This is a genomic window from Paenibacillus plantarum (genome assembly GCF_013141695.1).
Lineage (GTDB): Bacteria > Bacillota > Bacilli > Paenibacillales > NBRC-103111 > Paenibacillus_E > Paenibacillus_E plantarum.
In genome coordinates this window covers 1-14,414 of sequence record NZ_WHNY01000008.1, presented here as the reverse complement: position 1 = coordinate 14,414, position 14,414 = coordinate 1, and the positions used below count along the sequence as shown (strand labels likewise).

10 protein-coding genes and 1 pseudogene are annotated in these 14,414 nt (G+C 48.1%); 7 read left to right on the top strand and 4 right to left on the bottom strand.

Translation table 11 applies throughout. The annotated features are described in order from the left end of the window. On the bottom strand, positions 1-1,026 hold the full coding sequence (locus GC096_RS03380) for a GHMP family kinase ATP-binding protein (protein ID WP_171628893.1): 1,026 nt from the start codon (positions 1,024-1,026) through the stop codon (positions 1-3). Positions 1,027-1,382: 356 nt separating this feature from the next. On the opposite strand from GC096_RS03380, the gene GC096_RS03375 reads away from it, so the two are divergent. After that, positions 1,383-3,374, top strand: coding sequence for a glycosyltransferase (locus GC096_RS03375; RefSeq protein ID WP_171628892.1), 1,992 nt, complete (start codon positions 1,383-1,385; stop codon positions 3,372-3,374). 71 nt (positions 3,375-3,445) lie between these two features. On the opposite strand, the gene GC096_RS03370 is transcribed toward GC096_RS03375, so the two are convergent. Beyond that, complete coding sequence (locus GC096_RS03370) at positions 3,446-4,483, bottom strand: glycosyltransferase (RefSeq protein WP_171628891.1); 1,038 nt, start codon at positions 4,481-4,483, stop codon at positions 3,446-3,448. Positions 4,484-4,715: 232 nt separating this feature from the next. Next, positions 4,716-5,045, bottom strand: coding sequence for an ArsR/SmtB family transcription factor (locus tag GC096_RS03365; RefSeq protein ID WP_082595317.1), 330 nt, complete (start codon positions 5,043-5,045; stop codon positions 4,716-4,718). A 154-nt stretch (positions 5,046-5,199) separates the two neighbouring features. Between GC096_RS03365 and GC096_RS03360 the strand changes: the two genes are divergently transcribed. Beyond that, complete coding sequence (locus tag GC096_RS03360; protein WP_171628890.1) at positions 5,200-6,333, top strand: NADH:flavin oxidoreductase; 1,134 nt, start codon at positions 5,200-5,202, stop codon at positions 6,331-6,333. A gap of 100 nt (positions 6,334-6,433) precedes the next feature. Here the strand turns inward: GC096_RS03360 and GC096_RS03355 are convergent. Further along, positions 6,434-7,012, bottom strand: a pseudogene (locus tag GC096_RS03355) (AbfB domain-containing protein); the annotation flags it as partial. A gap of 321 nt (positions 7,013-7,333) precedes the next feature. Here GC096_RS03355 and GC096_RS39020 point away from each other — a divergent pair. From GC096_RS39020 to GC096_RS03335, 5 genes are all read left to right on the top strand, one after another. Continuing rightward, entirely contained in the window at positions 7,334-7,468 is a 135-nt protein-coding gene (locus GC096_RS39020; RefSeq protein ID WP_281366722.1) for a hypothetical protein, read from the top strand. A 297-nt stretch (positions 7,469-7,765) separates the two neighbouring features. Next, the gene (locus GC096_RS03350) at positions 7,766-11,056 is read left to right on the top strand and encodes an OmpL47-type beta-barrel domain-containing protein (protein WP_171628888.1); all 3,291 of its coding nucleotides are present in this window, start codon (positions 7,766-7,768) and stop codon (positions 11,054-11,056) included. A 416-nt stretch (positions 11,057-11,472) separates the two neighbouring features. Continuing rightward, entirely contained in the window at positions 11,473-12,681 is a 1,209-nt protein-coding gene (locus tag GC096_RS03345; RefSeq protein WP_171628887.1) for a multidrug effflux MFS transporter, read from the top strand. 100 nt (positions 12,682-12,781) lie between these two features. After that, positions 12,782-13,630, top strand: coding sequence for a hypothetical protein (locus tag GC096_RS03340; RefSeq protein WP_171628886.1), 849 nt, complete (start codon positions 12,782-12,784; stop codon positions 13,628-13,630). A 161-nt stretch (positions 13,631-13,791) separates the two neighbouring features. Further along, positions 13,792-13,950, top strand: a complete 159-nt coding sequence (locus GC096_RS03335; RefSeq protein ID WP_171628885.1) for a hypothetical protein — start codon at positions 13,792-13,794, stop codon at positions 13,948-13,950. The last annotated feature ends 464 nt before the right edge of the window (positions 13,951-14,414 follow it).

Below are 14,414 nucleotides of genomic sequence, written 5' to 3'. Positions count from 1 at the left end.
TTATACCCTCCATCCTTGCGTTCCGCTCTTTGTAAAATGGAATTGAAACACTTTACCTCCTAATTCGTTCAAGCGATGTACAACCTGTATGCGTTTGACGGGATCCACGATAAACATCATAAATCCGCCTCCTCCTGCTCCGGATACCTTGCCAGCTAGTGCACCGGCATTCATCGCCGTACTGTATATGAAGTCAATTCGTTCGTTCGTAATAGAGGCAGCCATCTTTTTTTTGGCACTCCAGGATTTTCCTAAGTGCTCAGCAAACTTGTTGATTTCTCCCTTTAAAATACATTCCTTAATCGCATAAGCCTCTGCTTTTACGATATGGGTTGCTTGTAGGGCGGACGGCTTGTTATTCCGTGTATTGCGGACTTGTTCGTCAATGATCTTGGCAGATTCCCTTGATGCTCCTGTGTAATATAAAATCATAGAGCTCTCCAATTCACTGATAATCCAGTTTTTCACCCGAAGTGGGTTCACAATAACCCGATTATTTTCGTAAAACTCAATAAAGTTGAATCCACCGAAGGTGGCTGCATATTGATCCTGCTTCCCGCCACCCCATCCAACATCGATACGCTCGATGTCATAGGCTAGTTGAGCAATTTCATACTCCCCGAGCGGCAGATTAAGCCATTCTACATAAGCCTTCAGCATAGCGACCACCATCGTGGATGATGAACCGAGACCGGATCCTGCGGGAGCGTCGGAATAAGTGGTCATCCGAAAAGAGAGAGGCTGGTCCTGCCTGAATTGTTTGACAATCCGGTTATACACGCCTTTATGCAAGCTTAAACATCCATCTAATTCCAACTCTGGAAGAGCGACAGTATGAAATTCTTCATTGAGATCCGCAGCGACAAAAGTAAGATTACCGTCATCGAAGACCTCAATCGTGCAATAGGCGTATAAATCAATCGTTGCATTCAGTACGCATCCTCCGTATAAGTCACAGTAGGGCGACACATCCGTTCCGCCACCGGCTAGTCCCAATCTTAAAGGGGCTTTAGATCTAATGATCATATGCTTCCTCCGTTCCATGTTGTCCAATATACTTCATAACCAATTCAGCATATGTTTGAATAAGACAACTTGTATGGACGGATGGCGCAGCGTGGAATATTTTCCACCCTTCGTACTTTTTGAAAATAAACGTTTGTCCCATTCAGACCTTTTACAGAGGGAATAGTATAGCTATGTGATAATGAAGTGTGCCAGGAGGTGTTGTGGTGAAGCTAAAGGCTAGGAGAACGAAGAGAACGATATTGGGGTCTATACGCGTGCGTAAGCTCCGTAGATCTAAACCAGGCCGGCGTCTAGTGCTTAAACGTGGGAAATCCGTACGTGCAAGGTGGAAGAATCGGAGAAAACGGTCAGTTATGAAGCTTTATAAACGCAACAGGAACCGACGTTTCAAAGGTCGCCGGATCCATAAAGGATTGCGACTCGTGAATAGGCTGGTGGTACCGAGCTCATCTCAGCCATTGGTCAGTATTATTATTCCGGTCTACAACAAATGGAGTTTTACCTACAAATGTTTGATGTCCATCGTTCAGCATACACATGGAATTCCTTATGAGATCATCGTGATGGATGATCGGTCAAACGACCTAACAGCCCGTATCGGACATTTTGTCAAACGAGTCACTGTCATTCGCAACAAGGTGAAGAGGGGATTTCTTCATAACTGCAATCATGGGGCAGCGATTTCCAAAGGAAAGTATGTATTGTTTTTAAATAATGATACGATCGTGACTCCCGGTTGGTTGGCACATCTGTTGTCTTTACCCGAGAAAGATCCAACCATTGGAATTATAGGGTCTAAATTGATATATCCGGATGGGAGACTTCAGGAGGCCGGGGGCATTGTCTTTAATAACGGGTATGCAAGGAATTACGGTCGATTAGATAGTCCAGACAAACATGAATACAATTATGTCAAGGAAGTGGATTACATCTCAGGGGCATCGATCATGATTCGTAAAGAGGTATGGAATCGAATAGGTGGTTTTGATCAGCATTTCGCGCCTGCTTACTCAGAGGATGTGGATATTGCATTTAAAGCAAGGCAACATGGATACAAGGTTATCTACCAACCCAAATCTGTTGTCGTACACTATGAGGGCGTGTCCCACGGCACAGACCTTAACACAGGGATAAAGAAATATCAGGTGATTAACCAGCAGAAATTTAGAGAAAAATGGGCGGGCGTACTGCAGCGGGATCAACTTGCTGACGGTGAGCACCTCTTCTGGGCGAGGGAACGCTCAAGGAATAAAAAAACCATCCTGGTCATTGATTACGGCGTTCCAAGTTTCGACAAAGATGCGGGCAGCCGAACGACATTTATGTATCTGAAACTATTTGTGGACATGGGCTTTAATGTCAAATTTTTACCAGATAACTTCATCAAACCGGAGCCATATGGCACAGAACTAGAACAGCTTGGCATTGAGATCCTTTACGGACCGCAAGATCGCGGGTATTACGAGCACTGGATTGTTAGGCACAAGGAATACATTGATTATGTTCTGTTGAACCGGCCCAACATTTCACATCACTATATGGATCTGATCAAGGCTTTTACCCGTGCAAAAATTCTGTATTATGGTCATGATATGCATTATGTCCGAGAGCTGAGGCGATTCGGTTTGGAGAACAACCGCGAACTGCTCCAAGCCTCCGAATTCATTAAAAAGCTGGAGTTCGACATGTTCAGCAAAGCGGATACGGTTCTGACCTGCAGCGACTCGGAAAAACGAATTATCGAAGGGAATTTTCCAAATAAACAAACGGTATTACTTCCAGCCTACTACTTTGACCATACGATACCGACATCGAAGCAATGGCATGAACGCAATGGTCTGCTCTTTGTTGGCGGCTTCAACCATAGTCCTAACACAGACGGTATTTTGTGGTTTTGTCGCGATATTCTGCCTATTGTTCAACAAGCCATTCCTCACATACACTTGTTCATCGCGGGTTCCAATCCACCGCCTGCTTTAATAGGATTACAATCAGATCGGATTACTGTCACCGGATTTATACCGGACGATGTGCTTAGACAGCTATATGGAAATACGAAGATTGCCATCATTCCACTTCGGTACGGTGCAGGTGTGAAAGGCAAAACGGTGGAAGCTATGCGCCATCATATGCCATTAGTTACGACCAACACGGGGATAGAAGGGCTGCAGAATATTAGGCAGATTATTGAGCCTGTGAACGCTCCTCATGCATTTGCTGAACAAATTATCCAGTTATACAACAATGACAGTCTATTAGCGCATAAGGCCGAACAAAGTAGGATGTACGTAGAAACTTACTTCTCCCGAGCAAAAGCCTTAGAGAGTATGAGGTCCGCCTTATAGTGCAGGAAAAATGTAGAGAAATGAAAAAAGTGCCTGAAAGTTTCGACTTTCAGGCACTTTTTTTCTGTTTTTCACATCTTTTTAGCAAAATAACGGTCCATAACAGCTGGATGTTTCCCAGTGAAAGGCTTCGTCACGATGTCATATTCGATACGACCTATCGATTTTCCTAAATATTGATCGACATCGCGTCGGCGATTATCATTCGCTTTCACTTGGGAACCGAAAGCATAATGGTAATGGAAGGCTGAAATCGGCTCAGCCCTATTGGGAATTTCCCACATGTAACGTCCGAACAGATGCACTTTGCAGTGATTCTTGGCATCGTCGTATCGTATACCCATATGATTGCGCCACATAAACCATTTATTGACAGACCAGTGTTCGTCGTTAGGTGCACTTATGCGTATTGTTTGGGGGTTCATCCAGAATTGCACCCACGGAAATGAGATAGCATCTGCTTCTTTCTGGGCCATAAGCCGAGGCAAGGCATCACGGAAGCTATCGTCCATGATTTCATCTGCATCGATCGCCATAATCCAATCTCCAATTGCTTGGTCGACCAGGAAATTCCTTACGACGGACTCGTTCCAGTCATCGGAGTAGGGTAAGCCCGTCTGCTTCATATGGAATAGCCGAATATTCGCACGGTTTTTCCACTGATTGATGATATTTATACTGTCGTCGGTGCTTCCTCCGTCCACAATAAGGATTTCATCTGCATAGGAAGCGACACTTTCTAGAAACAGTGGGAGGAACTTTTCCTCATTCAAAATCGGCACAATAACCGAAAGCTTGGGTTTCGGTTCTACTAGCGGAGCATGTGGAACATTCAGCGGTTTATAAACGGCAGGAACATGTAATAAAGGAGGAGGCCGCTTGGCCTGGGGAGTCGATCGTAATGATCGGCTTCTTCGCAGGCGTTTTTTAACTTTTCGCAGTAGACGCTTGCGAAGTTTGATAGTTCGCAATGGACGCTTGCGCAATTTGATTGTTCTCCGCTTTTGTGTCAATTTGATTCCGTTTTTCCTGCGGCTTCTCTTAAGCAGCTTTTGTTTCCGGTTTGGTTTGGCCGTCTTTCTAACTGCCTGCCGGAGAACTTTTTTCATAGAGGACCTCCTTCGCTGTAAGGGTGAGCGATCTGTAATCCAACTTAGTATATTCAGGCGTTTCTACCTACGAATGGACGAATAACTACGTATGAGTTTTTGTCGGCCCAATCGCGGCGAAAGAAACAGCAGTGGGTAGATAGCAAAGGAGCTAAGCACAAATCTGCTTAGCTCCTTTTGATTCAACTATTTACTTTGTCCAATTTACATATAAAATTTCCATCTCATCTAATTATGGTTCGGGGATAGGTTCCTTAGAGTTTTCGTAAGCATGTAGGATCGAATTGAGCAGACCCGGGAATCTTTCTTCTAAATCATCCTTGCGTAATGACAAGAAGCGCTGGGTCCCTTGCACGCGGACGTGAACAACACCAGCTTCACGCATCGTGCGCACATGATGAGACATGGTTGATTTCACGACACTAACATCAATGCCGCCACATGTACACTCTCCTTGTTTGTGGAGATCGGAAACGATAGATAACCGGACGGGATCGCTTAACGCATAGAGGACGGATGAGAGATGCATATCCGCTCTGTCTGGGTGAAATAGTACTTTCAGGATGCTTCCTCCTCGTTAACGCTTAGTGATTGCATTTTACCACATTGCGTGCTATATTTCTATTGTTCGATAACAATCGAATTAAAGAAAAGATAAGTGCGGGGAACGCATAGCATAAACAAGCCCTACCCCCAAATGAAACGGAGGAACGACCATGTCTACTACCAATACCAATCAAACGACGCAATCCCATTCTGTGGAGGCGTTGTTCCAACCTTTTACACTAGGCAATCTTAAACTTGCGAATCGAGTCGTGATGGCTCCGATGACGCGAGCCTTCTCGCCAGGAGGTGTCCCTGGGCAGGACGTGGTGGATTATTACCGCCGCCGCGCGGAGAATGGCGTTGGTCTTATTATTACCGAAGGAACACTAATCAATCATCCAGCGGCGACCGACAATCCCAATATCCCTAACTTCCATGGAGAAGAGGCGCTCGCAGGTTGGAAACGTGTTGTCACTGCTGTGCACGAAGCAGGAGGACGTATCGTGCCTCAGCTCTGGCATGTCGGAATGACTCGCGCGAATGGGTCACTTCCGCACCCGGAAGCGCCATCGATTGGACCGTCAGGCCGCACGTTAACAGGCGAACAACTGAATGAACCGATGACGCAGGCAGAAATCGATCAAGTCGTGCAAGCCTTCGCGCAAGCGGCAGCGGATGCGAAACGAATTGGATTCGACGGCATCGAGCTTCATGGCGCCCACGGTTACTTGATTGACCAGTTCCTATGGGAGAAAACGAATCAACGTACGGATAAGTACGGTGGCAGTATGTTGGCTCGTACGCAATTTGCCGTTGAAATCATTGAAGCTTGCCGCCGCGCAGTAGGGCCAGATTTCCCGATTATTATTAGGCTGTCACAGTGGAAATCGGCAGAATATACAGCCAAACTTGCTGCTACACCTGAATTGCTCGGTCAATTGCTTGCACCGCTTGTAGAAGCAGGCGTGGATATATTCCATTGCTCGACTCGCAGATTCTGGGAGCCCGAGTTCGAAGGATCTAACCTCAATTTTGCAGGTTGGGTGAAGCAGTTAACGGGCAAACCTACGATTACAGTAGGATCAGTTGGTTTAGATGATGAATTCTTGGGCTCCTTCAGTGGGAAAAGCTCAGGCACAGCTGACATCAATGAGCTGCTTGTTCGCCTAGAGCAGAATGAGTTCGATCTCGTTGCGATTGGGCGCGCGCTGTTGGTTGACCCTGCGTGGGCTGACAAAGTGCGGGGCGGTCGACTCGACGAATTGCTGCCATTCACCGCTGATGCTCTAAAGCGTTTATATTAAACCGTCAGACATGTGAAACTCGCTATCTGGCTACAACGAAGCAAGGCAACCGGATGAACCGGCTGCCTTGTTTTTCTTTTTACCGCAATCAGACAGATGCTCAGTAATTCGTACGCGTAAACGTTGCATCACTTTTGACTGTTGCCGTGCTAGAAGCGTTGATGACCTCAACTCTCAGTACGTAATTATAATGGCGGATGTAATAGGTAGGAGCGCTATAGGATTGGAAGGAAACTTTGCTGCTGTCGGCCCAACCGGCCACAAGGTTGAAAGTAGCATCCTGGTTAAAAGCCGTCGTTCCATCAAATTGTGCAAGGACGATCTGATTACTCGCATTTTTCCGGATAAAATAGCCTGGGAAATTGATGGATTCGAGTGAAACGCTAGACGCGTTAGCCAAACCAGGTACCACGCGGAACTGTGAATCCAGAGCAGGTGAAACGTTAGGATCTACGAGAAGCGTGTAATTAGAGTGACGTATGAAGTACGTAGGGAAATTGTACGACGCAAACTTACTATAGCCAGTGGCATCGGCCGTCGAAGGCCCGAAGAGACGAACCTCGTATAACGTCGGCGTGTACCAGTTGCTCGGATTGTTGAACAACACAGCATTCACGAGGTTGATCCGCACATAGCGCGCCGTGAAGTGTACCGTATCCGTTGTAAAACCATAGGTGGTGGGTTGGCCAATCCTTCCTCCTCGAACAGAATAACTGGAAAACCTACATCTAAATTCGTGATTTTCGAGGTGTTTGATGAACTAACTGGAAAACATGCAGCTAAATTTGGCTATTATCGCTATTTTAACTGAATGGGGTTGAATTAGCTGTACATTTTCCATATAAATCCAATTAATGAGGAAAATTGCTTGAAATAACTGGAGAATTTCCATCTAACTATAGTCGGGGGAGGTGGAGATGAGGGAGGAGGGAGGTAAGGGGGAGGCAGGTGGAGGGAAGTTTGGATGAGATTAGTTGGTGGTAGGTGGAGGGAAGTGTGGATGAGATTAGAGGGAGGCAAGTGGAGAGAAGTGTGGATGAGATTAGAGGAGGCAAGTGAGAGAAGTATGGATGAGATTAGAGGGAGGCAAGTGGGGAGAAGTGTGGATGAGATTAGTTGGAGGCAAGTGGGTTAAGTAGAGATGCAAATAGAAGGTGAGGGTGGGTAGGTGGATGAGCGGAGATGAGAATAGCGGAGGCAGGCGACGCGCGATAGTAGGTGGCACAAGTGGGCAGTAATTAGAGTTTCTTTTGGAAATCCATCTAGTTCTTTGGTTTTCTGCACAAATTTCCATGTCTTTACAATAAAATAGCAAATTTCGCAATTATCCTATGGTAAAATAAGGTGGTTCTTAGATAGCTTGTCTGTCCGATATGCAAGCGCTTATGTAGAAAAGATTTTGACTCAGCCAATAAGCTAAGGAGGAATTGTAATGAGTAGGCTCAAAGGATGGAAGACGAGGTTATGGAAGACAACGTTGGCGTTGACAGTAGCAATACCGTTCCAAGTGCTGGCGACAAGCAGCTGGCAGGCAGTAATGGCGGAGGGACCAACAGATCCAGCGCCGTTCATTGAAGCCAAAGTCGTCAACGGGAATGCAGGGAAGAAAGTACTTTTTGACAATACGCATGAGCAGACAGCTGGAGCAGCGGATTGGGTCATTGATGGGGCTTTTTCGGATTTCGGCAATGCGTTAGCGAACAATGGTTATTATGTAAAAGAACTGCGCAAAACGACACCAATTACGTTGGCCGATTTGAGCGGTTATGATGTGTTCGTGGTAGCGGAGTCCAATGTTCCGTACAAAACAAGTGAGCAAAACGCCCTAGCCCAATATGTGGCGGCAGGCGGCAGTATATTTTTCATCGGCGATCATTACAACGCCGACCGTAACAAAAACCGCTGGGATGGCTCCGAGGTATTCAACGGCTATCGCCGTGGAGCCTGGACGAATCCAGCAGCAGGCATGAGCGCGGAAGAGTCAGCGTCTTCTGCGATGCAAGATGTAGCAAGCTCGGACTGGCTAGCGACACAGTTCGGTCTGCGTTTCCGCTATAACGCCCTCGGCGATATTAATGCGAATAACATCGTAGCGCCTGCGCAAGCTTTTGGGATAACGACAGGTGTCTCCAGTGTGGCGATGCACGCAGGATCTACGCTAGCCATTATTGACCCGACGAAGGCGAAGGGCATTGTGTACTTGCCACAGACGAATGAGGCTTGGGCGAATGCGGTTGATCAAGGTGTGTACAATGGCGGCGGAGTGGCAGAAGGGCCGTATGTGGCTGTTGCAAAAGCAGGCGCAGGTAAGGCAGCTTTCATCGGGGATTCCTCACCGGTCGAGGATGCAACGCCGAAATATGTGCGCGAGGATACGGGCGCGAAGAAGACGACGTATGATGGGTTTAAAGAAGTGGACGACGGCAAACTACTCGTCAACATGGTGAACTGGCTTTCGACGAAAGAAAGCTATACCAGCTTCGCTGAAGTAAGCGGCTTGCAGCTGGATCAGCCGACGGCTTTGCTGCCTTTTGAAGCTCCGGCAGCATCGACGGAACCACAACCAGAGCCTTGGGCAGCACCAAACGCTGGCTATAAATGGTACGACCGCAGCACGTTCAAAGCCGGCTCGTATGGCGGACCTGCAGCTACGGCGAATACGACGTACAGCTTCGTGAAACAAGCGGTATTGCCGAATGCAGTAGACTTCCCAATCAGGGTCGTTGTGGATAACTTGCCGCCATCGACAACGGTCTCGGGCTTCAGCCTTGGCATCTATTTAGTTACCGGTGGATCACAAATCGCCAAGGTACAAAATGCAGATGGCACGTGGCCAACAGCTTATGCGTATAGCTCCGCTTTTAGCGTAACGGCAGATATCAACGGACACGCCACGAAGGACCTGAATGTACGCGTTGTTCCGGGAACGACCGCGCCGGCGAATCTCAGATTGCGCCTGAATGGTACGAATCTGAAAACAGAAGCCGTCACGCTTGGTAACGTACCTGCAGAAAACTTGCCGGAAGAGGAAAATCCGATTCCTGCCAAGATCGCCATTTCGGAAGCACGTGCGAAAGCCGCAGGTACGTTGGTGACTGTTGAAGGTGTCGTTACGACAGAGCCGGGTGCTTTTGGCGGGCAAGCCTTCTACTTGCAAGATGCAACAGGCGGCATGTATGTATTCCAAAGCTTGAGCGGCTTCCACCAAGAGGATACGGTAAAAGTAACAGCTTCAACAGCGCTATTCAATACGGAGTTTGAACTTACTGATCCTGTAGAGATTGCCAAAACAGGCGTCGCTGCGCTCCCAGCATCCACCCCAGTATCCGCTGTGACAGCGGACAACCAAGGGCAATTGCTCACACTGAATGACGTCACAATCAGCAACATCATCACGGCAACGCCGACGGGTTCTTTTGAATTCGACGCTGTCAAAGATGGCGTAAGCAACCACATTCGTGTCGATACACGAACAGGTTTATCTTTAAGCACCTTCCCTTACTCAGCGGGGCAAAAGGTGACGATTCAAGGTGTTGGCGCGATTTTCAAAAGTGTATTCCAATTGAAGCCACGGGGCTTGAGCGATTTCAGCGTGGCTGCTGATACCGCAGCACCGTTAACGACAGCAACCTTATCCGGTGTACCGAATGCAGCGGGTTGGTTCAAGGATGACGTTACCGTAACATTAACTGCTGTAGATGATCAAGCAGGAGCGGTGACTACGCTATATGGCATCAATGGCGGAACTTCTACGGCATACACAGCGCCAATCTCGATTAGTTCTGAGGGCTCAACAACAGTGAGCTATTCCTCTACGGATGCGCAGGGCAATGTTGAAGCGGCAAAGTCCTTGCAAGTGAAGCTGGATAAAACAGCGCCAACCGCGACCCTTACGGAGTCGGGGCATGCCGTCAAGGATGTGGCTTATGGAACTTCGGTGACATTCAATTTGGTCGCCAATGATGCCATTTCGGGAGTTGTAGCGCAATCCCTGACCTTGGATGGTCAAGCAATTACAAGTGGTCAAACGATTGCCGCAGGCAGTTTAGCCGTAGGTGCACACACGGTGGCGTATCTTGTAACGGATGCTGCAGGGAACACGACGACTGCTTCGCAGACACTTAACGTGGTTAAACCATTATCGATCGGCGCTCCTGGCCAGCCTGTATTATCCTCCAACAACGGTTATGCTGGTTTAAAAGATGGCAACTACACGATCACGATGAACATGTGGTGGGGGAATAATGGTTCCATTTTCAAACTATACGAGAACGGTGTTCTTATTAGCACGAAAACACTTTCCGATGCCTCCCCAGCGGCTCAAGTCGTCAAATTGGATATATCCGGTAAACCAAACGGCACGTACACGTATACCAGTGAACTTATTAATTTATTCGGTACGACAGCTAGTCAGCCCATCGTTGTAACGATCACAGAGGCATCCCCAGGTAAGCCTGTCTTATCGCAGAATAATTGGGATGGCGATGGCAACTACAATGTGACCATGAACATGTGGTGGGGCACCAACGCAACAGGGTATCGCCTCTACGAAAATGACGTGCTCATTGATGAGAAAAGTTTGCAAGCCGCTACGCCAAGTGCACAAAGCGCTGTTACAGCCATCGCTGGTCGCGCAATCGGCGTGTATAAGTATCGCGTCGAGCTGTTCAATGCAGCTGGCGTAACAACAAGTGACGTGGTGAGTGTCACGGTTACGAAATAACCGGAGGACAGAAAGGCACAGAGCTTGAAGGACAGCCCTTCTGGTCATAGACCAGAGGGGTTGTTATTTGTTTCGGATGGGGGAGTTTCAACCCGAACCCGAACCGCAACCCCAACCTCGAAGGGAACGAGAGGACGCTATTTTCGCGAAATTGCCCGTTTTTGGGGCGGATAGGGAACGAGAGTGCGCTATTTCTAAGAAAAAGGGCGATTTAAGCAAAAATGGCACAAATAGCGCCCCTACGTTCCCTTCCACAGCGAATGCGCTGTTTTAATCAAAAATAGCGCACCTAGGTTCCCTTCCGCGTCTCCTCAGGGCTCTTAAGAAGCAGGTTTTTCCTTCAGGACGAACCAACTAGACAAATCCATATCCCAATGGTAGGTTAAATGGATCATTAGGAAAGTATGTGATCACTTATGTCTATCGCTTCACAAACCAAAGAAACAACGAGCGGCAGCCGCTTATGGATGGTGCTGGTACTCGGTTTACTCGCCTCCTTCGGGCCGCTTTCTCTCGATATGTACCTGCCGGCGCTGCCTGTCATTGCAGGTGATCTCCATACAACAACTTCGCTCGCACAAATGAGCTTAACTGCCTGCATGCTCGGTCTCTCGCTAGGCCAGCTCATCGCTGGATCGGTGAGTGATGTGCGCGGAAGACGTATGCCTCTGTTGGTCGGCCTTTTGATCTATGGCGTCGCCTCCGCATTGTGCATGGTTGCGCCATCGATCTGGGCGTTCCTGATCCTGCGCTTCGTGCAGGGGATGGCGGGAGCTGCTGGGATCGTCATTTCCCGAGCGATCGTTCGTGATATGTATGAGGGCGTGGCGTTGACGAAATTTTTTGCACTGCTGATGCTGGTGAATGGTTCGGCTCCCATCCTTGCACCGATTATCGGCGGCCAACTGCTGCAATTCACCTCATGGCGCGGTGTGTTTCTCGTGCTCAGTTTGATCGGTGTCGTGATGCTCATCATTGTTGTGCTTGGGCTAAAAGAAACCCACCCGCCGGAACGCCGCTCGAAAGGCGGGCTTACGAATACCCTGCGCATATTCCGTGGTCTGCTCACAGACCGTTTGTTCATGGGCTATGCGTTAACGCAGGGGCTCATCTTCGCGGGCATGTTCGCGTATATTTCGGGATCGCCGTTTGTTTTGCAGGATATATTTGATGTTTCTCCCCAAATGTTCAGTGTGATCTTTGCCGTGAATGGGGCTGGCGTCATCCTCGCCGGGCAAATTACGGGGCGACTTGCGGGCAAAGTCAGCAATCACCGTTTGCTAGCCGGAGGCTTAGTGATAGCTGTTCTAGGAGGACTGCTGCTGCTCGTGGCAACGCTTAGCGGAGCTGGGCTGATTGTGATATTGCCAGCGTTCTTCCTTATCGTGGCCTGTATTGGTCCGGTTTCGGTATCGACGTCCTCCTTGGCGCTGCAAAATCAAGGCAAAACAGCCGGCAGCGCCGCAGCCTTGTTGGGCCTTATGACCTTCGTCATCGGCGGTTTAGTAGCACCGCTAGTCGGTCTTGGCGGCAGCCAGACAGCTGTGCCTTTAGGCATAATCATCGCTGTTATGGAGCTGGGTGGCGTACTCTGTTTCGTTTTCATGACGCGAGAAAAAGCGTAAGATCGGCTCACTTTTTTTAGAAAAATTCAAGGATTTTTCACAATTAAGGTTTATACTGAAAGAAGAATTGACCAAATTGTGAAAAAGGTGGCATACACGGATGAAGCGCATTCATAAAACGTGGCTTATCGGCACACTCGCAGCTGGATTATTGATCAGTGGCGGCTTCGTACTTCAGCATAATCAAGCGTTTGCTAACGACACCAACACGACACCAACACCTAAGAAGTTTCAGGATAAACATAGCTTTGAGAGGCAACAAGGACCAAGGGGCGGTTTTGATTTTGGTAAAGGCGGCGGTATTGGAGGCGTAATCGATTTCTCTTCCATCCTTGGCATCGATAAAGCGGCTCTTAAAGCAGAAATTGATGCGGGCAAAACCCTCGTTCAAATCGCGCAGGAGAAAGCCAACCTCAGTGAAGACGCGTTACTTGCTAAATTGACAGAGGCAGAAACGAAGAAAATCGATACAGCACTTAGCGAGGGCAAAATCAAGCAAGAACAGGCGGATAAGCTCAAAGAAGGGCTTGCCGATCGTTTGAAAAAAATGGTAGAAGCGAAACCCCATGCGATGAATTTTGATAAAAAGCCGATGCCTCGCAGCGGCAACATGCCTAACATGCCAATGCCTGGTGGCGTTGGGGTTGCTCCGAACAAAATCGCTCCGATTCTCGGTATAACCGAAGAAGAACTGGCGACTGAGCGAAAAGCAGGGAAGTCCCTAGCCGAGATCGCAGCTGCGAAAGGCCTCACGGAGGATCAGTTGATCGCTAAGCTCAAAGACAGCCTGACAGATGAACTGAAAAACTTCGTTGAACGCAAAGGTGGCGGCGAGCGCCCAGTACCACAGCTACGTGGAGACGGTGGTTCGTTCAAAGGTAAGCCAGGCCACGGCGGGGAGCGCAGACCAGCTCCGTCATCACCGTCAGCAACGCCTTCGTCAACGTAATTCGTAGTCATGATTGGCGAATAGAGATAGCAAAAGGTTGCCACATTCGATAACATCGAGCGAAGGCAACCTTTTTTGTGCCGAGTCGGGTGCGATGGAGGGAAGCGGTTAGTTGGTGTGGAAAGAGAAGAGAAGAGACGTTCAAAGGAGGAGGAGCCGATATGGAAGAGCTCATTGGACATTGTTGCACATGTGAGAAGCCCATTTATTGTAAAATGGGATTTCTGGATGGGGTCATGCAGGCGGATAAATCGTTAGTATGTTTTGAGTGCTCAGGTGAGGCGGAGAAGGAGAAAGTGACTGTGGAGCCGCAAAAGTGAGTGGTTAGTTAAGTAATTGTGCGTTCCAGTAAGAAGAGATTAGCTGCATTAACTATTAACCGTTGAATCGCGACAGAACAACTTAGATGCGCTAACTGGTGATTCCCGTCAGAACAAATTAGCTTGCTCATAATTCCCAATTCCGATGGACATTTGTTTATGCCTGCTACCGATGCTCCCTTCACTTTCTTTTACTCCATTCCACTCTCATTTACTCTCCACCCAAACTCTCTCTCTCACTCCCCAATATTACACGTAACCCAGCAACTCCCACACTCTCCACACATTGCAAGTAACTAAGCACTCTCTCCCTCACTCCCCAGTATTGCATGTAACCAACAGGCCCTTTACTCCCCCCAACATTACACGTAACCCAACATTAGATGGAAAAAGTACAGCTATTTTCAACTAATATCGCTGAAATAATCATTTAACTGGATAACATGTAGTTATTTTCAGCAGTT